This is a genomic window from Parabacteroides sp. PH5-46, from assembly GCF_029892785.1.
Classification (GTDB): Bacteria; Bacteroidota; Bacteroidia; order Bacteroidales; family Tannerellaceae; genus DFXE01.
In genome coordinates this window covers 222,271-248,873 of sequence record NZ_JARXXA010000005.1, presented here as the reverse complement: position 1 = coordinate 248,873, position 26,603 = coordinate 222,271, and the positions used below count along the sequence as shown (strand labels likewise).

Genomic DNA, 26,603 nt, shown 5'->3' with positions numbered 1-26,603 from the left:
TTTGTAGCTATGGAAACTTCTGTTTTATTCTCGCCGGGCAAGATTGGCCCTTTAACAATCCGAAACCGCACCATACGGGCGGCAGCATTTGAGAGTATGTGCCCGGGTAATGCACCTTCTGATATGTTGTATGATTATCATACTTCTGTAGCTGCAGGTGGCATTGGTATGACTACGATAGCTTATGCAGCTGTAACCCAAAGCGGATTGTCTTTTGAGCGTCAGTTATGGTTGCGTCCTGAGATTATCCCCGGCCTGAAGCGAATAACAGATGCTATCCATAAAGAAGGGGCAGCCGCCTCTATACAGATGGGACATTGCGGAAATATGTCACACAAAAGTATTTGCGGATGCATGCCTATCTCTGCTTCTTCGGGCTTTAACCTCTATTCACCCACCTTTGTGCGAGGTATGAAAGCTTCCGAACTTTCAGCTATGGCAAAGGCTTACGGACAATCGGTACATATGGCTCGTGAAGCTGGTATGGATGCTGTAGAGATACATGCGGGACATGGTTACTTGATCAGCCAGTTTCTCTCTCCCTATACCAACCATCGAAAAGATGAATATGGAGGTAGCCTCCAAAACAGGATGCGCTTTATGCGGATGTGTATGGATGAGGTAATGAAAGCTGCCGGTTCCGACATGGCTGTATTGGTGAAAATGAATATGCGGGATGGCTTCAAAAGCGGGATGGGAATTTATGAAACCTTGGAAGTAGGACGTGTTTTGCAGGATGAATGTGGGGCGCATGCCTTGATACTGAGCGGAGGCTTTGTGAGTCGCGCTCCTATGTATGTGATGCGGGGGGCGATGCCTGTTTCTACGATGTCATACTATATGCCCTTCGGATGGCTTCCTCCCTTTGTCCGATATTTTGGGAAGTGGGTGATTCCTACTGTTCCCTTCAAAGAGGCTTATTTCCTGGAAGATGCTTTACAGTTCAGAAAAGCCTTAACGCTTCCGCTTGTTTATGTAGGAGGGCTTGTGTCAAGGGAAAAGATAGATGAAGTATTAGGACATGGTTTTGAGTTTGTCAGCATGGCGCGTGCCCTGTTGAATGAACCGGATTTTGTGAATCGCATGAAGCAGGAAGGAGATGCTCGCTGCGATTGCGGGCATAGCAATTACTGCATTGCGCGGATGTATTCCTTAGAAATGGCTTGCCATAAGAAAATGGAAGATCTACCCAAACGCATCGTCCGGGAAATTGAAAAATACGAATACAAATAATGGACGCTAAACTGGCTGTCATAACTGGTGCTGATGGAGGTATGGGGCGCATTATTACTACCGCTGTAGCCAAGGCCGGATATCAGGTAATCATGGCTTGCCGGAATGTAGAATCTGCCCGACAGATTTGTGAGCAGATCAAAGAAGACACCCACAACAAACAAATAGAGGTGAGGGGGATAAACCTGGCTTCCCTGACTTCTGTTTCAACCTTTGCCCAGACGCTTTTACAAGAGAAGCGCACACTATCACTATTTATCAACAATGCCGGGGTGCTTACCACCTCTAATCGTAGATCGGAAGAAGGCTTAGAGACGATTGTTTCCGTCAACTATGTTGCACCCTATCTGCTTACACGCTTGTTGTTGCCTTTGATGGAGTCCGGCAGCCGTATCGTCAATACGGTATCATGCACCTATATGATAGGCCGGATACAGGATCATTTCTTTGAAAAGGGGAAAGACGGACGTTTTAACCGTATCTCCGTTTATTCCAATACCAAGCTGGCTCTTTTGTTGTTTACAAGGGAATTAGCTCAAAGAGTAAAAGAGAAAGGTATTACTGTTAATGCCTCAGACCCGGGGATTGTAGATACCAATATGATCCGGATGGATGCCTGGTTCGACCCCCTGACCGACTATTTGTTTCGTCCTTTCATCAAGACCCCGGCACAAGGCGCAGCTACTGCCATCCATCTGGCATTGTCGGAAGAAGCCAGAGGCAAAAGCGCTTGCTGCTATGCCAACAGTAAAGAACGAAAACTCTCCAAACGCTTCACCGAACATCCCGCACAAACAAAGCTCTGGCAAGACACAGAAACCCTTCTCCGTTCGTTGGGATTCTCCTTATAAATTATTCCGTTTTAAGGACTTAACAGGAGTAAGCAAAAGATAATAACAGACAAGCAAATATGGCCGACAAGCCAAGCAAGTTCACAATCCGCAGCGATTTCCCTTTATTCATCCGTTTCAGAAACATACACTATACATTTTAAAGAGGTAAGACCATGTTCTAAAAACGCAAACTCCGGGCTTTTATTTTACAGCATACAGTCTCTTATTAACTGTTCAATTTCGGTTTTCTGCTCATCTGTTTTGCAGAATGTAAAGCTGTGCAATACCAGTTGAGCCATGGTGACTCCTTGCCGGTGTGGATCAATGTCTTCATCTGTCAGCAAAAACAGGCAACGTACAGTTTCTCGTGGAAACTCATCTATCACTCCATGTACATAATGGGTAATTCCCCGTAAAGCCGCTTCATAGGCTTGTTTATAATCATCACTTCGCTGCAAATCCTTCGTTCTCTCACGATTCTCCTCCACAAACTCCATCAGTGTTTCCACAAAGCATAGCGTGGCAATCTTCCGGTAATCCGTACGGGTTATTTTGGTTTCTTTAAAGCCTGTTTCAAGATACTCGATAAGAGGCATCCCGTTATCCAGGATGTTATCAATTTCGGCAAATAACAACTTCTGTTCCTCATACGTGTTTTCCTCGATAAAACGCAGAAATATAGAGGTCTGCTGCACTTGCTTCAAGCGCTTTTTCCGCAGCTCAGGCGGAACAGTAAACCGAAGGGAATCAAAATCTTGCATAGTCGTAAAATTAGCTTGTAAGCCCATTGTGATGTTCTATACAAAAATAACTATTTTATCGGATAAAAATAGGGGTTTGGTTTATTTCCCCAGGTTCATGATTACGATGATAAGTTCTTCGTCGGTGAGGCCTTCGCCGTAGGTGGCGTAGTCGAGGCGGAAGGTGCAGCCGTTTTTGTATTCGGAGCAGCCATAGGCTGTTTTGCCGCGTAGGATGTCTCCTTTTTTGCAGATGGGGCAGATGGGTTTTAAAGGAGCGGCAGATGCTTTCTTTTCACGTGGTTTGCGGGGTTTCCGCTCTTTGGGTGCTTTGTTCTCTTTTTTTGTTTCTGTTTTTTCTTTAATGGCTTCTTCTATGGTGATGGTGCGGTTCGTTTGGTCGGATAATACGTTGATTACTATCTGGCTCACCATGCTTTTTAGCTCTTCCAGGAAGGTGCGGGCTTCGTATGTGCCTTTTTCGATTTGGCGTAATTTCTTTTCCCAAAGTCCGGTTAGCTCGGCGCTTTTTAATAGCTCTTCGTGGATTGTACCGATCAGCTCCTTGCCGGTCTGGGTGGGGAAGAGGTTCTTCTTTTCCTTGCGGATATAGTTACGCTTAAAGAGGGTTTCGATAATAGCTGCACGGGTAGAGGGGCGGCCTATGCCGTTCTCTTTCAGAGCGTCGCGCAGTTCGTCATTGTCTACCAGCTTTCCGGCTGTTTCCATAGCCCGTAGTAGGGTTGCTTCGGTGTAGGGTTTGGGAGGCTGTGTCCACTTCTCTCCCAGGTTCGGTTCGTGTGGGCCGCTTTCCCCTTTCTCAAAGGCGGGCAGTACCCCTTCTTCTTCGGTTGGTTCGGCATCCGGGTCTTTTTGTTCTGCTCCGAAGACGACACGCCATCCCGGTTTCAGGATTTGTTTTCCGGTTACTTTAAACTCTACCTTGCCTACTTTCCCCAGAACGGTAGTTGTAGAGATATCGCAATCCGGATAGAAGGCTGCAATGAAGCGGCGGGTAACCAGGTCGTACACCTTCCGTTCGGTGTCCGTCAGATTGTTGGCCGGAACGCCTGTCGGTATGATGGCATGGTGGTCTGTAACCTTGGAATTGTCAAACACCTTCTTGCTCTTCGGTATCTTGGCACCGAGCAGGGGAGTTGTCAGTTCGGTATAGTGTGTGAGACCCTTCAGTATGTTGGGCACTTTTGGGTACATATCATCGCTCAGATAGGTGGTATCTACACGGGGATAGGTAGTTACCTTCTTTTCATACAGGGCTTGTATCAGTTTCAGGGTGTCGTCTGCCGAAAAGGCGAATTTCTTGTTGCACTCCACCTGCAGAGAGGTAAGGTCGAACAAGCGGGGGGCATATTCCTTTCCTTTCTTTTCCGATACGTCAGTTACGGTAAAGTCTTCTTGCTTAACGATCTCCAGGAAGTTCTCTCCCTCTTCTTTGGAGGTGAATTTACCTTTGGTAGCCGAAAAGGTCGTGTTTCTGTAAACTGTTTTCAACTCCCAATAAGGCTCTGGTTTAAAGTTATCTATCTCTGCCTGTCGGTTGACGATCAGGGCGAGGGTAGGGGTTTGCACCCGTCCGATAGACAATACCTGCCTGTTTTGCCCGTAGCGCAAGGTGTAGAGCCGAGTGGCATTCATCCCCAATAGCCAGTCGCCAATGGCGCGGGAGAGTCCGGCCTCGTATAATTTGGAAAATTCTTTTTCGTCTTTCAGTTTCTGAAAACCCTCACGGATAGCCTCTTCCGTAAGTGAAGATATCCAGAGACGGTATACCGGGCACTTGCACCCTGCTTTTTGCATGACCCATCGCTGAATCAGCTCTCCTTCCTGCCCGGCATCCCCGCAGTTTATCACCACTTCGGCATTCTGCATTAGTCCTTCAATAACCTTAAACTGCTGCTCGTATGTGGGATTGTCAATCAGTTTGATACCGAAACGCAGAGGAATCATTGGCAGGGAAGAAAGGCTCCATCGCTTCCATTCCGCAGCATATTCGTGCGGCTCTTTTAAGGTACAGAGATGGCCGAACGTCCAGGTAACCTGATACCCGTTGCCCTCGATATACCCGTTCATCTTCTTCGTTGCCCCGAGTATTTCAGCTATTTCACGCGCCACACTGGGCTTTTCAGCAATGCAAACCTTCATTCACGTATTCCTTAATACACTTACAAAAGTACGACAAAACCCTTAAACATAAAAATGAAAAAAGAATCGCGCCACATATGTCACGCGATCGATTTACAATTGTGTTTCGATCGTTTTACATATGTAGTTTGATCGCGTGACATATATCACGTGATTTTTTTATATTTGTATTTTGCTAATATGTTAACTTAATAAATAGATATCATGCAAAGGCGTAAATTTTTCCGTTCATTGGCTATAGGAGGTGCAGGTGCTGTGCTTTCTCCGGTTATAAAAGCTGCTCCGGCTCCTTTAGTTTCACAGGATAGAGTGAAACCGGCTACTAATATAGCGGATGCAATGGCTATTCCCAGAAATGCCAACTCGATGCCCGGGAAGTATCCGGGTAAGGTGGTGAAGGCGGATTCTCCGGATTGTATTGTTGATGGGAAACCTTCCGAAAAGGCAGCTTATGAGATGGTTAAGTCGTGCATGCTGAATCTGACGGGTGAAACAGATCTGAAGAAAGCCTGGTTGCAATTTGTCGGTCCGGAAGATGTGATCGGTATCAAGGTGAACCCGATAGGTGGAAAGCTGTTGTCTACTTCGCATGCTATCACTCAATCCATTGTTAAACAGCTTGAAGAGGCTGGTATTTCTCGTAGCAAGCTGATTATATGGGACAGACGGGAAGAAGGGTTGGATGATGCCGATTTTACAGAAGCCAACTATCCGGGTATCCAGTTCATGTCTACCGAGTGTTATGATGAGAACAAGAGCTATATCAACAGCGAAGGGCGTTTCTACAGCGAAGACTGGATCGAAAAAGAACAGTTCTTCTATGCCGAAGTAGAGGAAGATTACGATGCCTACACCCTGCCTTATATGGTAAACAGCGGGAAGTACTCTTATTTTACCAAGATATGTACCGAGAAGGTAACCAAGATAATCAACGTCCCTATCCTGAAGAACGCCGGAACATCTATTACTGTGTGTATGAAGAATCTGGCATACGGATCCATTACAAATACCGGACGTTTGCACAAAGATTTATGGCACGAGACTTGCGCGTACGTATGTGCTTTCCCACCCTTGCGTGATAAGGTGGTACTCAACATCGTAGACGGTATATTAGGCTGTTTTGATGGAGGCCCGGCAGCCAATCCGCAGTTTATCTGTCAGTATAAAACCGTTTTGGCCGGAACCGACCCTGTAGCCGTAGACCGCATCTGCTACGATATCGTCCTTGCCAAGCGCATCGCAGAAGGCGTACAAGCCGAAGAAAAACTCGCCGGCCGCCGCTTCATGGAACTGGCCGAAGAACTGCAATTAGGCGTAGCAGATCGCAGCAAGATAGACCTTACGGAATTGAAAGTATAAGACTGAAAACGATGAAAATGAGACGTATAAACCAGATATTAATTTTCGGATTGATACTAATTTTCAATTTTCAATTTTCAATTTTCAATTGCTCCGCCCAGCAGGTGGAGCTAAAGCGTGAGCGAACTTTTGCAGGAGCAGGTCTTTATGGCTTTATGAATGGGGGAGCTGATCAGTTTTTGGAGTATGGGGTGCAACAATTGGTGACGAGAGATCTTGTGTATGAAGGAGAGGAATATACGATTGAGATTTACGAAATGCCTTCTCCCGAGGAGGCTTTCGGGATCTATTCTCTTCATACATTCAGGTGTCAGCGAGCAGATACGCTAGATTGTATCGACTGCTTATCGCCCTATCAGCTTCAGGCTGTTTCCGCTAATAAATACATTTCTGTTGTTTTTCCATCCGGCTCCCGGGCAGCTATGGAGCGGGTTGACGAGCTTATTAGGATGTATGTTCCATTAGGTAATGAATATAATCCGCAGATTCCCTCTTTACTGAAGCTGGAGTCTCCCTATTCAGGCAGGCTGAAATACCTGAAAGGGCCTTTGTCTGTCTCTGCCGCTAGCTTTTCATTTTCCAAGTTAGTGGAAGGTCTATCTTATACCGGAGTCTGGTTTGTATCTCAAAAGCCGTCGAAAGACTATCGAGCCTTGGTTTATTTCTCGGATCGGCAGGATGTCGAACGGATAAAAGAGCGAATACCTGCATCATCGGTATTGGAGGTTGGAAACGATTATATCTATCTGTCAGGCGGTGAGGGAGACGATTCGGAAGAAGACTTTGGGGGATTCGGCTTTTAAGTTTCAGAATTGTTCCAACACCTGGATACGTTTTTCAATAGGCGGATGAGTAGCGAAAAGTCCGCTTAGACTGCTTAAAAAACCTTTGGCTTGTTTGCCGGGATGCTCAATGAACAGTTGGGCTACATCTTCACGTGTAATGGCTTCTACATTCGGATCTCCGGAAATTTTACGTAGGGCGCTTGCCAATGCGTCGGGTTTTCTTGTCATCTGGGCAGCTCCTGCATCCGCCAGGTATTCCCTGTTACGAGAAATGGCAAAACGCATTAAGGTTGAAAATAGATAGCCGATAGCAGCTGTAACTATTGTTATAAACAGAATGATGAGAATACCTCCTTTTTTATCGTTTTTGCTTCGTGAAGAATAAGACATAGTACGCAGTAAGCGTAGGCAGAACTGGGTGAGCATAGAAAAAATACCCACAAAAACGATTGATACGATTAACACTCTGACGTCGCGATTCTGTATATGAGATAGTTCATGAGCAATTACTCCTTCCAGCTCTTCATCATCCAGCTTCTCTATGATGCCTTTGGTTAGTGTGACAGTGTAGGTCTTATCGTTGATCCCACTGGCAAAAGCGTTTAAAGAATTATCATTTATTATATTGATTTTCGGCATTTTCATACCTTGGCTGATGCACAGGTTCTCTACTAGATTGTAGATGCGTTTATTTTTTTTTCGCTCCAACGTACGTGCACTGGTGGCAGTCTTGATGATACTTGTGTTGGCAAAGTAAGCAATCAGAAACCAGATGAGTACTCCTCCCAAAGCAAAAGGGGCGAGTTGTATAAACATCTCTATCGTCATGTCTATAATGTTGACATCGGGATGGTTATGACCGACGAACCTGACTAACAGGAAACAAAAAAGAAATACCAGTCCTACTACCAGACAGGGAAATAGAAATAATAAGAGCAGGGAACGGAAATTATTCCTGCTCTTTTGCGTTTCAATTCCAATGTATTTCATGTATTAAAACTGTATTTTAGGCGCTTCTTCCAGTTTGGCTCTTTGTTCTCCCAGATCAAACATCATTTCTTTATGAAAACCGAACATTCCGGCGATGATATTGGATGGGAATGTCTGAACGGCATTATTAAGCTCTTTTGTTGCCGAGTTGAAGTAGCGTCTGGCAGCTGATAGTTTGTTTTCCAGATCGGAGATCTCTTCTTGTAGTTGCAGGAAGTTTTGGTTTGCTTTCAGGTCAGGGTAGGCTTCAACAGTAACCTTAAGTCCTGAAAGTGCTGAGGAAAGTGCGTTTTCAGCCATTATTTTCTCATCGATGGTTCTGGCATTGACGGCTCCGCTACGTGCATTGACGAGTCTTTCCAATGTGTCTTTTTCGTGTGCAGCATATCCTTTTACCGTTTCTACTAACTGAGGGATCAGGTCATGACGTTGTTTAAGTTGTACGTCAATATCCGCAAAAGCATTTTCACGGTTGTTTCTTAATTTTACAAGCGAATTGTATACAGAGGCGAATAGAATAACGATTAGTACTATTACTCCTAAGACGATAAGTAATGTCATTGTTTTCTTGGTTTTAAATGAATATTTTCCTCAAAGATAAGTTTCTTTGTTTTATTGACAAATTTGTAAAGTATTAAAAAACAAAGGAAGGCTGCTCCGTAGTCTATGGAACAGCCTTCATGTGAAAAACCCTAACTAAAATTTTCTTTTTGTTTACTTACTCTTTATATTTCCTTTTAAAACTAGTATGACTAGTGTTGCAAATATATAACATTATATTTAATATATTGTTGACAATATTGTTGTATTTATTGTCTATTTGGATAATTCTTGCAATTAATGTGCAAAATAAATGCCTTATTATGGAATATTGTTTCTTTTTTATAGAGCAGGGGTGATATAAAAAATTAAAGGATGTCATCGCGACATCCCCTAACCAACTTTGTTAACCTTAAATCTAATACTATTATGAAAAAACCACAATGCAAATATATGGCTTTTTTTATACCTGTCAATAATTTAAATGCTAAAGAATGTTGTAAAACACATAACAAAAGCTAATAAAGTTCAAACTATCTGTCTATCAATGTCTTCTGAGTGCTTAAGCTTACGATTATAATTGCAAGAATCGATAGCGGAAGCGCAAAAAGGATCGGATCTATAGCAAACCAGGGGTATACATCGATCAAGACGTCTTTCCCGAACAGGGCTTTGCATACCCCGATAGGGGCAGCCTCAGCTTTGTGTAGGAATGTCATGGCAAACAAGCTCGCCAGCGCTCCTACCCACAGACTGGCTAATGCTCCCTGGCGAGTAGCCTTTTTCCAGTAGAGTACCGAAAAATAAGCCGGCAGGAAAGTAGCGGCACATACACCCATAAACAAAGCTGTTCCCCTTGCTATAATGCTATCACTAAGGGTATAGCATATTATGTAGCTGAGCAGTATGGAGCATAATACGCCAAAGCGCACACCGATTGTAGAATTGGGGTTCTTTTTTCTTCCCAACTTGGGGAATACGTCTGATCCGAAAGCGCCACCCATCGTGTGGAACTGAGCGCTAAGTGTAGACATACTGGCCGAAAGGATACAGAGCATAAACACAGCTCCAAACCAGTCGGGCATTGCCTTGTCTATAAATAGCGGGATAATCTTGTCCATATCCTTGATAGCTTCGGAGGCTACAATCCCTTCTGTTTTCAGGAAGAATAAGTTGGATAAGGGACCTATATGATAGATAGAGCCTACTGTTACAAAGATAAATAAACATCCGATCATCACTCCACGATTGAGCTGTTTGGTGCTTTCAACTGTCATAAAGCGAACCACCAGCTGAGGCTGAGCCAAGCATCCGATACCTACTCCCAGTACAAGAGAAGTAACCAGTGTATACCATTGAGGAGAGCCTGTAACGGGCATAGCTGTCCATCCCTGATGTCCCAGTTCTTTAAAGCGTTCGGGGACGAGGTGTGCTATGTTGCTCAGTTCGCGGTTGGCTTCCGTAAAGCCCATTCCCATGCTGTGGTAGAACCAGAACAAAAGGAAAAGCATACATACAAACATGATTACAGCCTGCATGGCATCGGTATACATAACCCCTTTTATACCTCCCGTTATCACATAGGCAGCTACAATAAGCGTGAATATAAGTAAGGCCAAATCAAGGTTTATGCGGAATATCTGCTCGATAAATACAGCTCCCCCTTTCATCACGACGGCGGCGTATAGCGGCATCCCTATAAAGATAATTGCGGCTATAAATACCTGAATAGCACGTGATTTATAATGCAGTCCTAATAGTTGGGCGAAAGTACGCGCTCCGTGTTCGGCTCCCAACTTACGGGTTCTGCGCCCAAAGAAGATAAACGCTACAATTACCCCCATCAGCATATTAAGCATACATAGCCATTGGATACCCATACCAAAGGTGGCAGAGAATCCTCCGAAACCAACGATTGCCGAAGCTGATATAAACGTGGCTCCATACGAAAGTGCCATAATAATGGGGTTTGCCTTGCTGCCTCCCAACAGATAATCGCTGGCATCTTTTGTACGTTTATACCCCAGGTAGCCTAGCCAGGCAATGGCAAACATGTAGATTATAACAATAACCCCTAGTGAAAGAGTACTCATGCTTCCGGCTCTTTATTGTTGTTAGTACTATCGTTGTCTTCCTTGTTCCAACGCGTGATTCCAAACCAAATAGCAAAGGCTACACAGCAAAAAGACAGCAAATATGCCATCCAGATACCCGGGTCGTCTATTCCAAACATACTTAAATTTTTACAAGGTCACTTTCACATAAATATTCCAGGTTTTGGCGGCGGATTACTTCGCGCGCGGCTTCCCTGTTGTTTGTTCTGAGGATCAGTATTGCTTTTCCGTTGATAGAGAAGCAGTACATGTATTCTATACTAATCCCGGCATTGGTGAAATGAGCTAATGTTTCGGCAAAATTTCCGGCTGTAGACTTGGCTACAATAGCCAGTACGTCAGTCAGGTTTACACTCACATTGTTCTCTTTCAGTATCTGGTGGGCTTTTTGCGGATCGCTTACGATCATACGCATAATACCAAACTCTGATGTATCAGCGATGGTAGCAGCAATGATACGTATATTCTCTTCTGCCAGTGCTGCCAATATCTGGCTCAATTTCCCATATTTATTTTCCAGGAAAATAGAAATCTGATGAACTGTCATATGCTGGATGGTTAATTATTATATTAGTTTTCTCAAGTCTTTTACGCGTACGGCTTTGCCTTCCTGGACGGGGAGGGAGCCTTTGGCTACCAGTTTGATACGCGGGGTGAGCAGTAACTCGTCTCTTAACTGGCGGGTGATGTCTTTTGCCAGCCGTTGCAGAACCCCGTAATCATCGGTAAAGAGGTCGCTTAGTTCTACTTCAATAAGCATTTCGTCGCTGTTTCCTACGGTTTCCAAGGTGATCAGATAGTTGCTACCCAGCTCATTAAACTGCATAAGGATGGTTTCTATCTGTATCGGGAAGAGGTTAACCCCCTTAAGGATAATCATATCATCGCTACGTCCCTGGAAGCGGGCAATGCGTTTGTGCGTCCGTCCGCAAGGACAGTCCCCTGGAATAATCCGTGTCAGGTCGCGCGTGCGATAGCGGAGTAGAGGCATAGCTTCGCGGTTGATTGTTGTCAGCACCAATTCGCCTACTTCGCCCTCCGGAACAGGCTGTAAAGTCTCCGGATCAATTATTTCTACAATTACGTAATCTTCCCATATATGCAGACCGTTCTGCTCCGTACATTCAAAGGCTACGCCGGGACCATTCATTTCCGACATACCGAAGCAGTTGTATGCCTTAACTCCCAGCAACTGCTCGATACGCTTACGTTGCTCTTCAGAGTGAGGCTCGGCTCCTATACATATGGTGTGTAATTTGGTATCTTTGCGTGGGTCGGTGCCTATTTCATACATAACCTCTGCCAGGCGGGTAGCATAGCTGGGGATGATGTGGAGGCAGGTAGTGCCGAAATCACAAATAAATTTGATCTGCCGTTTGGTATTCCCAGCCGCTGCCGGAACGGTTAGAGCGCCCAGTCTTTCGGCCCCATATTGAAAGCCCAGTCCCCCGGTAAACATGCCGTACCCGGAGGTGTTCTGGAATATATCGGTATCCCGCAAACCTACCATATACATGCAACGTGCCACTTGATTGGCCCATTCGTCGAGGTCTTTCTTCGAATGTAATACAACAGTAGGGTTACCCGTCGTTCCGCTGGATGAATGAAGTCTTACGCATTCTTTCAAAGGTATGGATATCATACCGTAAGGGTAATTATTGCGAAGATCATTTTTGGTAGTAAAAGGTATCTTCCGCAGGTCTTCCAGCGATTGAATACCCTCGGGAGTAATGCCATTTTCCTTGAAAACTGTTTTGTAAAAAGGAGAGTTTGCTGCTTGCTTTACTGTACTTCTCAATCGTTCAACTTGTAGTTCTTCCAGCTTTTTTCGATTTAAAGTCTCAATCTCTTCTTGCCAATACGTCATCATTTTTTGAATTATTGCATGTTTACATCTATGAATTAGGCTACAAAGGTATCTTTTATTTTGTATTTCACCCTTATTTGCTGACAAATTTATTGCAAGTTTCACTCTTTATTTAGTAATGAAACTAAAAGTTTCACCCGAGTGATCTTAAAAGATCACTGCGGTAACACTTAAAGATCATTGGGCTGATCCTTGAAGATCAGCCTAAGTGAAACTTTAAGTTCCATCCAATAAAAATAAGTGGAACTCCTAATGATCTGTCTGTCAATTCTTATTGTAATTGCGCTTGTAGCTTATGCAGGAAGTCGAGTTCCATGGGGCGCTGGCCGGGGAGGGGGTATTTGTCTACTACTGAGAGGGCGCGCTCACAGTACATTCGGGCTGTTTCGGGGTCGTTCTTTATGTACCAGGCGTAGTAGGCTTTTACTCTGTTGCCGTTCAGATCGTTGTCTTTCTCTAATATGTTTTTTGCGCGATTGTAGTATTCGGTTGCTTTTTCCGGGTTTCCTTTCAGGCTGTATATGAAGCAAAGTTCGTAGAAGACAGGTGGTTCGATGGCTGTTGGTATCTTGTGCAGGTTGTTTTCAAAAAGTTGTGCGCAAGTGTCTATTTTCTCTTGATTGTCAGAGTCGTAGGCGTTGAATAGATGGTAGAGTAAGAGGTAGACACTAAGGCCTTCCATTTCTTCTGAGGTCTTGGGCATATCTCCTAATTCTGTTATGTCGCGTGGACGAATGCCTGCTAAAAGTTTGGATGATAGCTGGTTTATCCGGATAAAGTCAGTTGCTAATTTGTTCTTTTGCAGGATGCTGAAAATGATCATGCCATCGTTGGGGTTGTTGCCTGACACGGCAGGTAACAGGTTGATAAGGCCAAGCCCAAGAGATAAAAAGGCAAAGAGCCAGAGTAACAGTAAGATATTATCATGCATGCCGGGGATAAACAGAGCCATCAGTATAGCGATACCTCCGGTCAGCAAATTGATGATGATGCCTCCTCCGTAGTATAATAGGTTCTTCCATTGCGCCACTTCTGTTTTTGGGGGTGTCATCATGCAATATCCGGCAAATCCACTCATTTTCTCCTTACGTATTACATATTTGTCATTTTCCCGTTTAAGGGTAACGGGCCCTACTTTGTAAGCCATAAAGCCATATCCGCTGATGCGCCCGAATAGCAAGTGTCCGATTTCATGCAGGTTTACAATTAGGATGAGCCATACAGGTATGCCAAGCAGCAATATGATAAAGGCTGTACCGGATAGTCTGGGGCCTATCTGAAGCCCTATGCAAAAGGCAAATACGAACAAAAAAAGAAATACAATAGCAGAGTAGATTTTTTGTTTCATTAGGTTTGAGATTACAGATGTGATGCAAAAATATCACTTATTGCATAAATAATGCCTCCAAAAAGTATTTTGTTTTTGATTTCGGTTTACTTTTGCATACACGTGCAACGATCTTACCAATAATTGATAATGAACGAAAGTATTTTAAATGGCCTATTGAACTTGTTTGCGGTATTTGCATCTATTGTGAAGATCGAGAACAGACAGGCTGTCAGAGCCGTTCATTCCTATCTTTCCAGTCATTTTGGCGTTCGTTCGCATGAAGAATACATAGAGCTTTACAACGAACTGCGGGGCATGTACGATGATCCTGATTTCCTTATTGATAAGGAGAATGTGATTCGTACGATCTGTACGCAGATGAAGATTCAGCTGACAACAGAGGAACAACTCTTGCTCCTGGTGCGCTTTGTAGAGTTTGCCTACAACAATAGTGATGAGCTGGATAAGCATCTGAAGATGTTTCACATCGTGGCTGATATATTCAGTGTATCCCAGGATGAGTTCGACAATATACTGGCCTTCATTATCGGTGCGCCTTCGCCGGCTGTTCTGACTATCAGCAACCGGAAAAAAGAAGATGAAAACCACATTGTCCGCGAGGGAATGGAAGGCTCTATACGCGTATGGTTTATCAATCGGTTCGACCGGTATATATATAGCTATCACGGGATTGGACTGGTGTTTATGAACGATATTCCGGTCTCTTCCGATATTTTTTATACCTGGCAGCATAGCAGTGTTGTGCGGGGCCCGCTTTTCCTGCCGGTTTATTACAGCGACCTGCAGGCGGTATTCAACAAGAATAAGCGAAAGGAAATCGTTCGTCTTGCCGGAAGGGATATTGATTTTTCCTTCAAAAACAGCCGGAGTGGCTTACACAATTTATCCTTCGATCTTGAATCGGGACAGCTGGTTGCCATCATGGGAGGCAGTGGGGTAGGGAAGTCTACCTTGCTGGGACTGATGAACGGAAATATCCATCCCGACACAGGGAGTATCACTATAAACGGATATGAAGTAGATTCGCCACAAGCCCGTCAATTAATAGGTTTTGTGCCTCAGGACGACTTACTTATAGAGGAACTGACGGTTTATCAGAATCTTCTTTTTACAGCCCGTTTTTGCTTCGATAAACTCTCGGAAAAAGAGCTGGAAGATCGTGTCAATGATGTGTTGATGGATCTGGATCTGACGGAAATCCGTGATTTGCAGGTGGGTTCACCTCTCCGGAAAACAATCAGTGGAGGACAACGAAAACGTCTGAACATCGCATTGGAACTGCTTCGTGAACCGGCAATCCTATATCTGGACGAACCTACTTCGGGTCTGTCTTCTTCCGATTCGGAAAAGGTAATGATGTTGCTGAAAGAGCAAACGCACCGGGGACGGCTTATTGTTGTTAATATCCATCAGCCTTCTTCTGAGATATACAAACTGTTTGACAGGCTTTGGCTACTGGACAAAGGGGGCTATCCCATCTACGACGGCAACCCGATTGAAGCCATTACCTACTTTAAGCATGCCGCAAAATATACCGACCAGGATATCAGCGTATGTAGTACCTGCGGAAACGTAAATCCGGAACTGATACTTAATATCATTGATTCCAAGAAGATAGACGATTCGGGAAATCAAACCAGCTACCGCAAATTTACTCCGCGCGAATGGCATAAGAAATACCTGGATATGCGTCCGGCATTTGGCGAGGTAAAGAGGAGCAACCTGCCTAAAAGTAAGCAGCAGAAGCCCTCCTGGTTTAAGCAATTCCTTATATTTCTCGAACGGAATATGCGTACGAAAATAATAAACCGCCAATACCTTACGATAGCCTTACTGGAAGCTCCTTTGCTGGCGTTGATCGTTGCCTTACTGACAAAATTTGCTGACGAAGGCGGATATACTTTGCTGGGGAATAAGAACTTTGTTTCCTACATATTTATGTCTGTTATTGTTGTTATATTCATAGGATTGAGCATCAGTGCCGAAGAGATTATAAAAGACCGGACCATCCTGAAGCGAGAACGTTTTTTGAGGCTACATCGTAGTAGCTATCTAACCTCAAAGATGTTTTATTTATTCGTCTTGTCGGGCATACAAACCGCTTTGTTTATCTTGGTTGGCAATGCTATAATCGGTGTGGGATTTGGTATGTTCTTTATTTGGTGGAGCATTTTGTGGGCTACTGCTTTTCTGGCCAATCTTACAGGCTTATGGCTGTCTCAAACGCTCAACTCTATTGTTTCCATTTATATAACGATTCCTTTGTTGCTTATTCCTCAGATACTGCTTTGTGGAGTTGTAATCCAGTTTGACGACTTGAATACCGGAGCTTCCGACCGGAATGTAGTTCCGCTGATTGGGGAGATGATCCCTTCGCGTTGGGCATTTGAAGCCTTAATGGTAGAGCAATATCGGGACAATACGTATAACGAAACATTTTTTCCTCTGGAAAAGGAGAAGTTCCTGGCCCAATACTACAAAGATATCCATCTGGAACGGGTTCGTAGCCTGGTAGAGCGGTATGAAGACGGCGACAATTCTTTGCAGCAAACCATAGAGAATGAGCTGCCGGTATTGAGTAAGGCGGCTCGCCTGAATCTATCCTGGGAGGATGAGCATTACAGCAGCTGTCTGGAAAAGATAGACTCTGCCCTGAACCGCAGGGCACATAATTTTACGGCTTACCTGGAGCAGACGATGCAGGGAGTGATCAAAGAAAAAGGAGCCGAATGGTTGAACGAGCAGAAAAAAGTCCATCACAATCAGGCTATAGAAGATTTGGTGCTCGGAGCTAAGACAAACCGTTTCTACAAGGAAGTGAATAATCGCATCTACCCGAAAGTAGGATTTGTCTATCTGGAACCGGAAAATCCATATGGGCGGACACCTTTCTACAGTCATAAAAAAAGGATAGGTAACTACACGATTTCCACCTATAATTTTAATATATTGATGCTTGGTTTCTTTGCTGTTTTGGCTATAATAGCTATATTCGCAGAGTTTCCGGGAAGGTATTTCAAGCAAAGAAATGAATATTAAAAACATACATTATTAAATTGATCATTATGAAAAAAAGTATTATCAGTCTGATGACCCTGACTGCATTTGTGTTCTGTCTGGTCTCTTGCGGAGGCAAGAAAGCCAAAGAAGATGAAGCTAAAACTGAAGAGGCTGCTGTTATAGCAGGGAATATGCCTAAGAGCTTATTGACAGAAGAAGTTAAAACGGAAACGGTTCTCCTGTTGAAGGATATGCCATCTTCCGAAATACCTTATCGTGTTGCTACCAGCGAGGTAACAATCAGCGTAGGTGATCTGGGTTATATGCTTCCGGTTGCCAAAGCTTCCGAATTGAATTCTGCTTCTCAGAAAGCACGTGCCTGCGGTATGTATTTTACCGATTACAACGTGAAGAAAGCCATGGGTCAGCCAACAGCTGAGTTGGAAGGAGTATTGGCGAAACTGACTTCAGACCTGAATATTACTTTCGTTATGAATATCCTGAAAGAATCGGCTCCACAGAATGCTTCCAAAGAAGACTTTGCCAAATTCATCCAATCTCAGGAAGACAAAGTATTGCAGGAAATGATCAATAACGACAAGATTGATGTGCAGATTGAAATGTTAAGCGGTATCGCTGCAGAATCAGCTTGTGTATATGCCAACCCCTCATTAGTGGTTAAAGGAGATGCTACATCAGCTGGTCTTTCCGATAATATGATGAAACGCTTAGACACCCTGAGCGAAGTAACAGCAGACTTAGCTGCCTATTATCCAGACCTGAAAGAACTGGGCGCAACAATCAACCCATTGAAAGAAAAAGTAACCTCTATCCAAACAGCAAGAACTGCAAACGCAGAAATCATAAGCGTACGCGATAATTTATTAAAGTAAGCCTCGACTTACTTTAATAAAAGAATTAAAAATGGAAAGTTGAAAATTGAAAAAGAGTTGTTGCAAACCCGTTTTCAATTTTCAACTTTCCATTTTCAATTCTTTTACATTAGCCATTAAAGACTAATGATAAAAGCGTAATGTCGTCGGATTGTACGGCTCCTATAGTGAAGTCGCCTACGGTTTCTGTTATTTTGTTGATTGCTTCCATGGCTGAACTTCCTGCCAGGTGTTTACAATTTTCCAACAAACGTTCTTCTCCGTATAGCTCATGTTCTCTGTTCATGGCTTCTGTAATGCCGTCGGTATACAGGAATAGATTGTCTCCGGGTTCCAGTTTTAGTTCTTTTTCATGATATTCGGCTTCCGGAATGGCGCCGAGAATCATATCATTTGTCAGGGGGATATAGGATGTATCTCCGTTTTGTTTGATCAGAATAGGAGGGTTATGCCCGGCATTGCAATACGTAACCAAGCCACTGTTTATGTTCAGAATACCATAAAATACGGTAACAAACATGTCATTTACACTCTCCTGACAAAGGATGCTGTTGGAGCGCTTCATGCATTGAGCTGCAGAGTTTTCTGTAACAGCGATGGCACGTATAACCGTACGGCTTATGGCCATGAAGATAGCAGCCGGGATACCCTTTCCGGATACGTCGGCAACTACAAATCCCAGTCGGTCATTGTCTATTTTGAAGAAATCATAAAAATCCCCTCCTACATAGGCTGCAGCTTGCATGGAAGCATAAATGTCGAAGGATTTCCATTCGGGGAAAGGAGGAAACGTCTTGGGAAGAATAGTCTCCTGTATTTCTTTCGCTACTTTCAGGTCGGACTGGATAGACTTAAGCTGCGTATGTTCGTGCTGGGCATTCTTTACAAACCGGATCTGCTCTATAGCCTTTTCGATGGTAAGTTCCATATCTTCCAGGTTGATAGGCTTGGTGGTAAAGTCAAATGCTCCCCGGTTCATGGCGGTGCGGATATTCTCCATGTCGCCATAGGCTGAAACCATGATGCATTTCAGGGCCGGATTGCGCATTTCGTTTATTTTGGTCAGGAGGGTAAGTCCGTCCATTTCCGGCATATTAATGTCGCTCAGTATAATATCGTAGGGCTGGGTGAGTATCATCTGCAAGGCTTCCACTCCATTGTGGGCAAAAGAGAACTCATATTCGCCTTTCTTTATTTTCCTCCGAAAATACTGTGTCAGTAATATCTCCAGGTCTTGCTCGTCGTCTACACTTAAAATTCTCACAGGCATAGTTCTTTTCTTTTATTTTTCAATGGGAAGGGAAATAATAAAGCGGGTAAATTCATTCACTTTTGTTTCTACCTCAATTTTTCCGTTATGCTTACTTTCTATAATGGATTTACTGATAGATAAACCCAGTCCGGTTCCTTCACCTACCGGCTTTGTTGTAAAAAAGGGTGTAAACAGTTGCCCGCTTACTTCATCCGACATACCTGTACCATTGTCTTCTATAATCAGTTTTACCCACTCGTCTTCCTTTTTCAGGCTGACGGTAATAGTTGGGCTGTACGGCTGGTCGGACGCCTCTTTTGCCTTGCTGAATACGGCATAACAGGCATTGTTCATAATATTGATAATCACACGGCTCAGATCTTGCGGAATGATATTTAGTTCGGGTACATCCTCACCGTACTCTTCTTTTATCGAAGCATTGAAGCTTTTATTGTTGGCTCTGATAGCATGATAGGATAGCCAGATATATTCGTGAAGCAGTTGCTTCAGGTCGGTAGGCATATATTCATCATCTTTCCCTCTGGAATAGAGAAGTACTCCCCGTACCGTATTGGATGCCCGGTTGCCGTTTTCCTCTATTTTGTTCATATTACCTTTCAAATCAGACATGATATCCTGTATCTCCTCTTTTACGTCTTCCGGCAGTTGGTAGTTTACTTCAGACAGTATCTCTTCCATGTCCTGCAATAGCTTAAGCGACAACTTGCTGAAGTTGATCACGAAATTCAAAGGATTCTGTATTTCATGTGCAATCCCGGCGCTGAGCATTCCAAGTGAAGATAAGCGATCTTGATTGCTGATCTGTTTTTTCAAATATTCTATTTGCTTGTTCAAATCACTCATTAGGTTCTATGTTTTGATGAATGGGAACTGTGATGGTAAATTCCGTATATTTATTTTTTTCGCTTTTTACAGCGATGCTACCTTTATGACTAAGTACTACTTCGCGGCTTACATACAGCCCTATACCGGAGGCTTCGGCTGTAGGTTTGGTCGTGAAGAAGGGTTCAAATACCTTGTCTTTTATACTGTCTTCAATACCGATGCCATTGTCTTGTATACTGATGATAATCTGGGATCCTTCTTTCTCCAGCTTGACAATAATCTTGGGCTCGAAGGTTTGTTTTTCTGCTTTCTTAAGAATGGCATAAATGCTGTTCTTCATTACATTAAGGAACATTTTACTCATCTGTTCGATATTCATATCGATCATCAATGAGAGCGTCAGTCCCTGGAATGATATGTCGATGTTTTTCTCTTCAATTTCTTTGGCAAACAGTTTGGTTATAACATCTATATTTACTTTGCACAGGTTGTTGATGTCGGCAGATGCCATTTTAAGTTTCTGATCCTTTAGCAACTCTTCCATCGCTTTTACGATCCGTACGGTATTAACGCCATGTTCGGTTATCTTGTTCAGGTTGCTGGTTATCATGTTCAGAATTTCGGTAGTATCGGCATACAGCTCTTTATTCATCGCTGTTTCTCCGTTCTGAATGTTCTTCCTCAGGTCGTTAGCCAGTTCTACTGACAGCGAGGCAAAATTGTTGATGTAATTCAGCGGGTTCAGAATTCTGTCTACCAAACCTTTGGATAGTTGCCCAACGGTAGCCAGGCGTTCTTTACGAACCAGTTCGTCTTGTGCCTCGGCAAGAGCTGCCAGCGTCTTAGACAGCTGTTCCGATTCTTTTAGTACTTGGTCACGCTGTACCCGGAGTTCGATGGTTCGTTCTTCTACTATTTTTGCCAGATATTCTTTTTGTTTCAGCTGTTTACTCAGCCTTGACTTGATAATCTGGATAATGATCAGAGCAACAACCGATATACCTGTTACTGCGTCCCAATCATAATAGAGAGAGAGTATCACTAATATGACACAGCCTATGAAGGTTTTTTCTATAAGCTGTATCTTTAGCTTTAACTTTTCTATGTCTTTGATGTTGAAGTCCGGCATAATTAGTGAATCTCTTTTATCAGGGTTAATATGTTTTTGTTGTCGGTACGTTGGTAGCAAACCTCCGTCATCAGTTGTTTGACAAGGTACGTACCCAGTCCTCCGATGGGCCGTTCTTCAAGTGGCGACGAAATATCCGGTTCTTTCATCTCTGTCGGGTCGAAAGGGACACCGGTGTCGGTCACTACAATCGTCAGCCGGTTGTTGTCATACTCCAGCCGGATATGGATTTTCTTGTTTTTCTCTCCGGGATAGGCATACGAAATAATGTTGACAACAGCTTCTTCAAGAGCCAGCTTTATATTCATAGAGGTGGTCTCATTCAGGCCGAAGTCAGTCATCGATTCTTCAATGAAATGGTTCAGGACATGAATCTGATCCATTTCGTTTTTGATATACATTGATTTAACCATATACCGGAGCGGATCACTTATTGTTCGATAGTCAGTATAGAAGAAAAGCCGGTAATGTTAAAAATCTCCATGATTTCTCGGCGGATATTCTTCAGGCGCAACGTCCCTCCTTTGGTTTTCATTCCTTTCTGCAAGGTAAGAAGCAGTCTGAGTCCGGCGCTACTAACATAGGTTAGTTCTTCTCCGTTCAGTATAATATGGTTGGAATCACTTTTCAACACTTCCTTTATTTCCTTTTCAAACTCTGTGGCGGCAAGTGTATCTAATTGGCCGGAAAGACGGATTACCAGATCTTCTCCTTTTTCAATTGTTATTTTCATTTACATGTATGGTTTGTAAATAACAAAAATAAGAATAAAACGGAACGATTAGCCAATAAAGGGTATCTTTATGACTATTTTTTTGACTTTTCCTTTTATCTCTGTCTGTAAACCGGGTTTGTGAGCCTCGTCCGGGAAGAAAATAAAGAAGTGGTTTTTGTCGGCATATAGCTTTTCTCCCTTGGGATTTTCGTTAAAGAAAATGATATCTTTTTCTGCATTGTACTGCTGTTCTTCCTTAAATAAACTCAGAGGTAACAGCTCAATAAACTCTTCACCATTAGCTACGTATTGAATGTCTATGTACTTGCGGTGAACCTCATATCTGGCTACTTCCGGATCCTTTGTTTCATATTCGGAAACGGCAACATAGGTACCGTCCGACAAGTCGTAACGCCCATTCTCCAACTGCTCCAAACCTCCTTTTTTAATAAAATCGAGCGCTACCTGCCAGGCTCCTCTATTCTTTGCTATTTGTACTTCAAACTGTTGCTGATTAATACTGGCATCCGGTTTACAAGCTAAGTTGTTCCAATCTTCTTTCATGATATTATGCTATTAGTAGTTTTCAGGTGTCAAAAATAGTTTTTTTATTTTAAGCCACTTTAAGTTTCAACCAAATATAACAATATATTGCATGACGTAAAAATCGCATACGTGCGTTTTTCCAAACGCATGCATGCAATTTCAAAAACGCATGGCTGCAATTTTCAAGAAGTACGCATGCGATTTTTTGCTATGCTTTAATGATTTGATATATAATGGTATAAAATGCTATTCACGCATCTTTAGGTTTAACAAACCCAATCGGCCTACGCGGCCTCTCATCCAGCTTCTTTTTGGCTTGAAGCTCCGCCAGCGATTCATTGATAAGTTCTAATTGCATCCTTGTGTCCTCGTTTATATCGTTGTAGTCGGTAAATACTTCTTCAACGTATTCTTTGAGTTCCCGAACTTCTTTTTGTAGTTCTGCAATCCTGTCGATGGGTGGGTTAGTTAATAGCTGACGAATAGCGACAAAAGCACGCATGATACTGATGTTGATCTGTACAGCTTTGGCGAACGTAAGACTCCGGACAACATGGCTACGCCTTCCTGGGTAAAAGCAAAAGGTGTGGCAGGGCTGTACTTAGCATTTTCGGGAAGGTTGTCGCAATTTGCGATAAGCCCGTTCCATTCTATTTTAGTAAGTTGGAACATGAAGTCTGCAGGAAAACGTTCTATGTTACGTTTTACCTGCTCTTTCAGTCTTCGTGTCTCAACGCCATACAAGCCTGCCAGATCGAAGTCTAGCATCACTTTATGCCCTCTTATCTCATATATCTTGTTTTGTATAATCTGTAATTCCATAGCTTTTTTGATTATTATCTGTTTTCCGGTTTAACAAACCCAACAGGTCTACGCGGCCTCTCATCCAACTTCTTTTTGGCTTGAAGCTCCGCCATTGATTCGTTGATAAGTTCTAATTGCATCCTAGTGTCTTCGTTTATATCGTTGTAGTCGGTAAATACCTCTTCAACGTATTCTTTGAGTTCCCGGACTTCTTTTTGGAGTTCCTTTACCTCATCTGTCGGAGCATTAAAAACGAGTTGGCGCAGAGCCACGAAGGTACGCATAATACTCCTGTTTATTTCAATGGCAGTATCTGAATTGATAACTGAGGAAAGCATCGCTACGCCTAATTCCGTGAAGGCAAAAGGGGCATATTTAAAGTTATACCCTCGTCCTTTATTCAAGATCACAATTTGTGATGTTGAAAGTTCCTCCTTGGTAAGTTCAAACATAAAATCGTCACCTTCAAATCTCTTAAGATTACGCCTAACAGCTTGCTTGAGCACTCTTGTCTCTATTCCGTACATCTCGGCCAGGTCAAAGTCTAGCATCACCTTATGCCCTCTTATCTCATATATCTTGTTTCGTATAATCTGTAATTCCATAGCTTTTTTGATTATCATCTGTTTTCCGGTTTGACAAACCCAACTGGTCTGCGTGGCTTCTCATCCAACTTCTTTTTCGCCTGAAGTTCCGCCAGCGATTCGTTGATAAGTTCTAATTGCATCCTTGTGTCCTCGTTTATATCGTTGTAGTCGGTAAATACCTCTTCAACGTATTCCTTGAGTTCTCTGACTTCTTTTTGGAGTTCCGAATATTTATCAGCAGGAGGGTTATGTAATAATTGTCTGACAGCAACAAAGGCACGCATAATATTGATGTTTACGTGAATAGCAATATCAGAGTTAAGAACACCGGAAAAGCATGGCAAGTCCTTGCTCTGTGAATGCAAAAGGTAGTTTACGGCTACCTCCCCATCTTGAAATCAAAAATTGTGACTTCAAGATGCTCCATTCATCCTTTGTTAGTTGAAACATAAAATCAGATGGAAACCTTTTCATATTTCGCTTAACTGCTTGGTTTAGAACTCTTGTTTCTACTTGATACATCTCGGCCAGGTCGAAGTCTAACATCACCCGTTGACTTCTAATTTCGTAAATCTTGTTTTGGATTACCTGTAATTCCATAGTTAGTGTTTTGAGGTGCAAATATAGCACCTTTAAGAGAGTGTGCCTTTATGAAAGGTGATTTTCTGTTAAGGAAAAAAGAGGAAGTGTAATAATTATTACATTTTATACTTTTCTGATTCCTGATATTTGTGCCATAATCCTTAAACGGCAATATTTATGAGAATACATGAAATCATAAACATCCTCCTCCCTACGAAGCAATGGAAACTGCTGGCAATTGTTCTGCTGGGAGTTGCTTGTGGCTTGGGGGCTTATACTGTGTATGCTTCCAGGGCGTGGAGTTACCTTTCCGACGAACCGGCTACGTGTGTGAATTGCCATATCATGGCTCCTTACTATGCTACTTGGAGTCATAGTTCGCATGGGCGAGATGCTACTTGTAATGATTGTCATGTGCCACAAGACAACTTTGTAAATAAATGGTTTTTCAAAGGAAAAGATGGTCTGCGGCACGCGGCTGTATTTACCATGCGGGGTGAGCCTCAGGTGATGCAAGCCATTGACGAAAGTTCGGAAGTAATCATGAACAACTGTATTCGCTGTCATACACAATTGAATACGGAATTTGTAAAAACCGGACAAGTAGACTATCATGATGTGAAGATGGGTGAAGGTAAGGCTTGTTGGGATTGCCATCGGGAGGTACCTCATGGAGGGAAGAACAGTTTGTCGTCTACTCCGTCGGCGCTTATCCCATACCCTAAAACCAATGTTCCCGATTGGCTAAAGAAGAAAAAATAACAAATTTAAAATCAATACATATATGGAAAAGAATTTAAAATCATGGCAAGGTTGGCTGTTGTTTCTGGGGACAATCATTGTTGTTTTTGTACTGGGTATGCTGGCTGCTTCTGTTACCGAAAGAAGGGCGGAAATAGCAAGTGTATTTAATAATAAGAAGGTAGAGATAACAGGCATTGAAGCAAAGAACGAGGTGTTTGCCGACAACTATCCCAGAGAGTATGAAACCTGGAAACAAACCGAACAGTCGGATACCAAAACGATGTTTAATGGTAGCCAGCAGGTGGATGTACTTGAAGAACGTCCCAACATGGTTATCTTGTGGGCTGGATATGCTTTCTCTAAAGATTATATCTCTCCCCGTGGACACATGCACGCTATAGAAGATGTGTGGCATACGTTGCGGACAGGTTCTCCGATGACAGATGCCGAAGGGCCTCAATCGGCCAGTTGTTGGACATGTAAAAGCCCGGATGTGCCTCGTATGATGCAAGCTGTGGGGGTAGAAAACTTTTATAAGGCTACCTGGGCGGCTATGGGTAAAGAAGTGGTAAACCCTATCGGTTGTGCCGATTGCCACGAGCCGGAGAATATGAATCTGCAAATCAGTCGTCCCGCCTTAATAGAGGCTTTCGAGCGTCAGGGGAAAGACATTAAGAATGCTACTCAACAAGAGATGCGTTCCTTAGTCTGCGCCCAGTGCCACGTGGAGTATTACTTTAAAGGAGACGGCAAATATGTAACCTTCCCCTGGGATGAAGGGCTGACGGTTGAAAACATGGAGGCTTATTACGATAATATAGCGTTTGCCGACTATACACATAAACTGAGCAAAACGCCGATAATCAAAGCGCAACACCCTGACTGGGAAATAGCCGAAATGGGTATTCACGGACAACGCGGTGTGTCTTGTGCTGATTGCCACATGCCATATAAGAGCGAAGGTGGAATCAAGTATAGCGACCATCATATCCAGAGCCCTCTGAATATGATAGACCGTACCTGTCAGGTATGCCACCGCGAGAGCGAAGAAACCCTACGTAACAACGTGTATGAACGCCAGATCAAAGCAAACGAAACACGCAACCGTCTGGAAGACGAATTGGCCAAAGCTCACATAGAAGCTGCCTTTGCCTGGGAGAAAGGGGCCACTGATACACAAATGAAGGATGTACTGAAGCTGCTTCGCCAGGCACAATGGCGTTGGGACTTTGGGGTGGCGTCTCATGGTGGTTCGTTCCATGCTCCGCAGGAAATCCAGCGTATCTTAGGTGGTGGACTAGATAAGGCCTTGCAAGCGCGTCTGGCTATTTCGAAAGTCTTAGCCAACTTAGGCCATACTGCTGATGTGCCGATGCCTGATATCTCTACAAAGGAGAAGGCTCAGAAGTATATAGGTTTGGATATTCCGGCCGAAAAAGCAGCGAAAGAAAAGTTCTTAAATACAATCGTACCGGAATGGCTGAAGCAAGCAAAGGCTAATAACCGTCTGGTAGATAGAAGTTGATTTAT

Annotated in this window: 24 protein-coding genes and 2 pseudogenes; 8 read left to right on the top strand and 18 right to left on the bottom strand. The window is 43.4% G+C overall.

Annotated features, from left to right (window positions below; genetic code table 11):
• Nucleotides 1–9 precede the first annotated feature (9 nt).
• Nucleotides 10–1,233 (top strand): NADH:flavin oxidoreductase, encoded by a 1,224-nt coding sequence (locus M2470_RS07440; RefSeq protein WP_280744408.1) that lies wholly within the window; start codon nt 10–12, stop codon nt 1,231–1,233.
• Entirely contained in the window at nt 1,233–2,084 is an 852-nt protein-coding gene (locus M2470_RS07435; RefSeq protein ID WP_280744407.1) for an SDR family NAD(P)-dependent oxidoreductase, read from the top strand. The genes M2470_RS07440 and M2470_RS07435 overlap by 1 nt, the downstream gene beginning before the upstream one ends.
• A 188-nt stretch (nt 2,085–2,272) precedes the next feature.
• On the opposite strand, the gene M2470_RS07430 is transcribed toward M2470_RS07435, so the two are convergent.
• The gene (locus tag M2470_RS07430) at nt 2,273–2,827 is read right to left on the bottom strand and encodes a hypothetical protein (protein ID WP_280744406.1); all 555 of its coding nucleotides are present in this window, start codon (nt 2,825–2,827) and stop codon (nt 2,273–2,275) included.
• Between the two features lie 81 nt (nt 2,828–2,908).
• Nucleotides 2,909–4,969: a DNA topoisomerase 3 gene (locus tag M2470_RS07425; RefSeq protein WP_280744405.1), complete on the bottom strand. Its 2,061-nt coding sequence runs from the start codon at nt 4,967–4,969 to the stop codon at nt 2,909–2,911.
• A gap of 204 nt (nt 4,970–5,173) precedes the next feature.
• On the opposite strand from M2470_RS07425, the gene M2470_RS07420 reads away from it, so the two are divergent.
• Nucleotides 5,174–6,328, top strand: a complete 1,155-nt coding sequence (locus M2470_RS07420) for a DUF362 domain-containing protein (RefSeq protein WP_280744404.1) — start codon at nt 5,174–5,176, stop codon at nt 6,326–6,328.
• A 17-nt stretch (nt 6,329–6,345) separates the two neighbouring features.
• Nucleotides 6,346–7,131 carry a DUF6599 family protein gene (locus M2470_RS07415; RefSeq protein WP_280744403.1) on the top strand — a complete coding sequence of 262 codons (786 nt, stop codon included), beginning with the start codon at nt 6,346–6,348 and terminating at the stop codon, nt 7,129–7,131.
• Between the two features lie 3 nt (nt 7,132–7,134).
• On the opposite strand, the gene M2470_RS07410 is transcribed toward M2470_RS07415, so the two are convergent.
• The 7 genes from M2470_RS07410 to M2470_RS07380 all read right to left on the bottom strand — a co-directional run bounded on the left by M2470_RS07410 (nt 7,135) and on the right by M2470_RS07380 (nt 13,972).
• Nucleotides 7,135–8,103 (bottom strand): M48 family metallopeptidase, encoded by a 969-nt coding sequence (locus tag M2470_RS07410; protein WP_280744402.1) that lies wholly within the window; start codon nt 8,101–8,103, stop codon nt 7,135–7,137.
• Nucleotides 8,104–8,106: 3 nt separating this feature from the next.
• On the bottom strand, nt 8,107–8,664 hold the full coding sequence (locus M2470_RS07405; protein WP_280744401.1) for a LemA family protein: 558 nt from the start codon (nt 8,662–8,664) through the stop codon (nt 8,107–8,109).
• Nucleotides 8,665–9,176: 512 nt separating this feature from the next.
• Nucleotides 9,177–10,736, bottom strand: coding sequence for a sodium:solute symporter family protein (locus M2470_RS07400; protein WP_280744400.1), 1,560 nt, complete (start codon nt 10,734–10,736; stop codon nt 9,177–9,179).
• Nucleotides 10,733–10,876 (bottom strand): symporter small accessory protein, encoded by a 144-nt coding sequence (locus M2470_RS07395; protein ID WP_280744399.1) that lies wholly within the window; start codon nt 10,874–10,876, stop codon nt 10,733–10,735. The genes M2470_RS07400 and M2470_RS07395 overlap by 4 nt, the downstream gene beginning before the upstream one ends.
• A 2-nt stretch (nt 10,877–10,878) precedes the next feature.
• The gene (locus M2470_RS07390; RefSeq protein ID WP_280744398.1) at nt 10,879–11,304 is read right to left on the bottom strand and encodes an ACT domain-containing protein; all 426 of its coding nucleotides are present in this window, start codon (nt 11,302–11,304) and stop codon (nt 10,879–10,881) included.
• A gap of 18 nt (nt 11,305–11,322) precedes the next feature.
• Nucleotides 11,323–12,624, bottom strand: coding sequence for a phenylacetate--CoA ligase (locus M2470_RS07385; protein WP_280744458.1), 1,302 nt, complete (start codon nt 12,622–12,624; stop codon nt 11,323–11,325).
• Between the two features lie 271 nt (nt 12,625–12,895).
• Nucleotides 12,896–13,972, bottom strand: a complete 1,077-nt coding sequence (locus tag M2470_RS07380) for a site-2 protease family protein (RefSeq protein WP_280744397.1) — start codon at nt 13,970–13,972, stop codon at nt 12,896–12,898.
• Between the two features lie 129 nt (nt 13,973–14,101).
• Between M2470_RS07380 and M2470_RS07375 the strand changes: the two genes are divergently transcribed.
• Together M2470_RS07375 and M2470_RS07370 are read left to right on the top strand one after the other, a co-directional pair.
• Nucleotides 14,102–17,014 carry an ATP-binding cassette domain-containing protein gene (locus M2470_RS07375; protein ID WP_280744396.1) on the top strand — a complete coding sequence of 971 codons (2,913 nt, stop codon included), beginning with the start codon at nt 14,102–14,104 and terminating at the stop codon, nt 17,012–17,014.
• Between the two features lie 26 nt (nt 17,015–17,040).
• Entirely contained in the window at nt 17,041–17,868 is an 828-nt protein-coding gene (locus M2470_RS07370) for a hypothetical protein (protein ID WP_280744395.1), read from the top strand.
• Nucleotides 17,869–17,977: 109 nt separating this feature from the next.
• Here the strand turns inward: M2470_RS07370 and M2470_RS07365 are convergent, their stop codons facing one another.
• The 9 genes and pseudogenes from M2470_RS07365 to M2470_RS07325 all read right to left on the bottom strand — a co-directional run bounded on the left by M2470_RS07365 (nt 17,978) and on the right by M2470_RS07325 (nt 24,347).
• Nucleotides 17,978–19,138: a SpoIIE family protein phosphatase gene (locus M2470_RS07365; protein WP_280744394.1), complete on the bottom strand. Its 1,161-nt coding sequence runs from the start codon at nt 19,136–19,138 to the stop codon at nt 17,978–17,980.
• 12 nt (nt 19,139–19,150) lie between these two features.
• Nucleotides 19,151–19,984, bottom strand: coding sequence for a HAMP domain-containing sensor histidine kinase (locus M2470_RS07360; RefSeq protein ID WP_280744393.1), 834 nt, complete (start codon nt 19,982–19,984; stop codon nt 19,151–19,153).
• Complete coding sequence (locus M2470_RS07355) at nt 19,977–21,095, bottom strand: HAMP domain-containing sensor histidine kinase (protein WP_280744392.1); 1,119 nt, start codon at nt 21,093–21,095, stop codon at nt 19,977–19,979. The genes M2470_RS07360 and M2470_RS07355 overlap by 8 nt, the downstream gene beginning before the upstream one ends.
• A gap of 2 nt (nt 21,096–21,097) precedes the next feature.
• On the bottom strand, nt 21,098–21,478 hold the full coding sequence (locus M2470_RS07350; RefSeq protein ID WP_280744391.1) for an ATP-binding protein: 381 nt from the start codon (nt 21,476–21,478) through the stop codon (nt 21,098–21,100).
• Nucleotides 21,479–21,525: 47 nt separating this feature from the next.
• Entirely contained in the window at nt 21,526–21,828 is a 303-nt protein-coding gene (locus M2470_RS07345; RefSeq protein ID WP_280744390.1) for an STAS domain-containing protein, read from the bottom strand.
• Between the two features lie 48 nt (nt 21,829–21,876).
• Nucleotides 21,877–22,374, bottom strand: coding sequence for a YhcH/YjgK/YiaL family protein (locus M2470_RS07340; RefSeq protein ID WP_280744389.1), 498 nt, complete (start codon nt 22,372–22,374; stop codon nt 21,877–21,879).
• 232 nt (nt 22,375–22,606) lie between these two features.
• Nucleotides 22,607–23,178 (bottom strand): annotated as a pseudogene (locus M2470_RS07335) (ORF6N domain-containing protein).
• A gap of 14 nt (nt 23,179–23,192) precedes the next feature.
• Nucleotides 23,193–23,765, bottom strand: coding sequence for an ORF6N domain-containing protein (locus M2470_RS07330; protein WP_280744388.1), 573 nt, complete (start codon nt 23,763–23,765; stop codon nt 23,193–23,195).
• A gap of 14 nt (nt 23,766–23,779) precedes the next feature.
• A pseudogene (locus M2470_RS07325) lies at nt 23,780–24,347 on the bottom strand (ORF6N domain-containing protein).
• 159 nt (nt 24,348–24,506) lie between these two features.
• On the opposite strand from M2470_RS07325, the gene nrfH reads away from it, so the two are divergent.
• Both nrfH and nrfA read left to right on the top strand, forming a co-directional pair.
• Nucleotides 24,507–25,091, top strand: a complete 585-nt coding sequence (gene nrfH, locus M2470_RS07320) for a cytochrome c nitrite reductase small subunit (RefSeq protein WP_280744387.1) — start codon at nt 24,507–24,509, stop codon at nt 25,089–25,091.
• A 22-nt stretch (nt 25,092–25,113) separates the two neighbouring features.
• Nucleotides 25,114–26,598, top strand: a complete 1,485-nt coding sequence (gene nrfA, locus M2470_RS07315) for an ammonia-forming cytochrome c nitrite reductase (RefSeq protein WP_280744386.1) — start codon at nt 25,114–25,116, stop codon at nt 26,596–26,598.
• Nucleotides 26,599–26,603: the final 5 nt, after the last annotated feature.

Bases quoted from the DNA above. Each gene is read 5' to 3' on its own strand.
- M2470_RS07440 (WP_280744408.1), top strand. From the start codon at position 10: ATGGAAACTTCTGTTTTATTCTCGCCGGGCAAGATTGGCCCTTTAACA.
- M2470_RS07435 (WP_280744407.1), top strand. From the start codon at position 1,233: ATGGACGCTAAACTGGCTGTCATAACTGGTGCTGATGGAGGTATGGGG.
- M2470_RS07430 (WP_280744406.1), bottom strand. From the start codon at position 2,827: ATGCAAGATTTTGATTCCCTTCGGTTTACTGTTCCGCCTGAGCTGCGG.
- M2470_RS07425 (WP_280744405.1), bottom strand. From the start codon at position 4,969: ATGAAGGTTTGCATTGCTGAAAAGCCCAGTGTGGCGCGTGAAATAGCT.
- M2470_RS07420 (WP_280744404.1), top strand. From the start codon at position 5,174: ATGCAAAGGCGTAAATTTTTCCGTTCATTGGCTATAGGAGGTGCAGGT.
- M2470_RS07415 (WP_280744403.1), top strand. From the start codon at position 6,346: ATGAGACGTATAAACCAGATATTAATTTTCGGATTGATACTAATTTTC.
- M2470_RS07410 (WP_280744402.1), bottom strand. From the start codon at position 8,103: ATGAAATACATTGGAATTGAAACGCAAAAGAGCAGGAATAATTTCCGT.
- M2470_RS07405 (WP_280744401.1), bottom strand. From the start codon at position 8,664: ATGACATTACTTATCGTCTTAGGAGTAATAGTACTAATCGTTATTCTA.
- M2470_RS07400 (WP_280744400.1), bottom strand. From the start codon at position 10,736: ATGAGTACTCTTTCACTAGGGGTTATTGTTATAATCTACATGTTTGCC.
- M2470_RS07395 (WP_280744399.1), bottom strand. From the start codon at position 10,876: ATGTTTGGAATAGACGACCCGGGTATCTGGATGGCATATTTGCTGTCT.
- M2470_RS07390 (WP_280744398.1), bottom strand. From the start codon at position 11,304: ATGACAGTTCATCAGATTTCTATTTTCCTGGAAAATAAATATGGGAAA.
- M2470_RS07385 (WP_280744458.1), bottom strand. From the start codon at position 12,624: ATGACGTATTGGCAAGAAGAGATTGAGACTTTAAATCGAAAAAAGCTG.
- M2470_RS07380 (WP_280744397.1), bottom strand. From the start codon at position 13,972: ATGAAACAAAAAATCTACTCTGCTATTGTATTTCTTTTTTTGTTCGTA.
- M2470_RS07375 (WP_280744396.1), top strand. From the start codon at position 14,102: ATGAACGAAAGTATTTTAAATGGCCTATTGAACTTGTTTGCGGTATTT.
- M2470_RS07370 (WP_280744395.1), top strand. From the start codon at position 17,041: ATGAAAAAAAGTATTATCAGTCTGATGACCCTGACTGCATTTGTGTTC.
- M2470_RS07365 (WP_280744394.1), bottom strand. From the start codon at position 19,138: ATGCCTGTGAGAATTTTAAGTGTAGACGACGAGCAAGACCTGGAGATA.
- M2470_RS07360 (WP_280744393.1), bottom strand. From the start codon at position 19,984: ATGAGTGATTTGAACAAGCAAATAGAATATTTGAAAAAACAGATCAGC.
- M2470_RS07355 (WP_280744392.1), bottom strand. From the start codon at position 21,095: ATGCCGGACTTCAACATCAAAGACATAGAAAAGTTAAAGCTAAAGATA.
- M2470_RS07350 (WP_280744391.1), bottom strand. From the start codon at position 21,478: ATGGATCAGATTCATGTCCTGAACCATTTCATTGAAGAATCGATGACT.
- M2470_RS07345 (WP_280744390.1), bottom strand. From the start codon at position 21,828: ATGAAAATAACAATTGAAAAAGGAGAAGATCTGGTAATCCGTCTTTCC.
- M2470_RS07340 (WP_280744389.1), bottom strand. From the start codon at position 22,374: ATGAAAGAAGATTGGAACAACTTAGCTTGTAAACCGGATGCCAGTATT.
- M2470_RS07330 (WP_280744388.1), bottom strand. From the start codon at position 23,765: ATGGAATTACAGATTATACGAAACAAGATATATGAGATAAGAGGGCAT.
- nrfH (WP_280744387.1), top strand. From the start codon at position 24,507: ATGAGAATACATGAAATCATAAACATCCTCCTCCCTACGAAGCAATGG.
- nrfA (WP_280744386.1), top strand. From the start codon at position 25,114: ATGGAAAAGAATTTAAAATCATGGCAAGGTTGGCTGTTGTTTCTGGGG.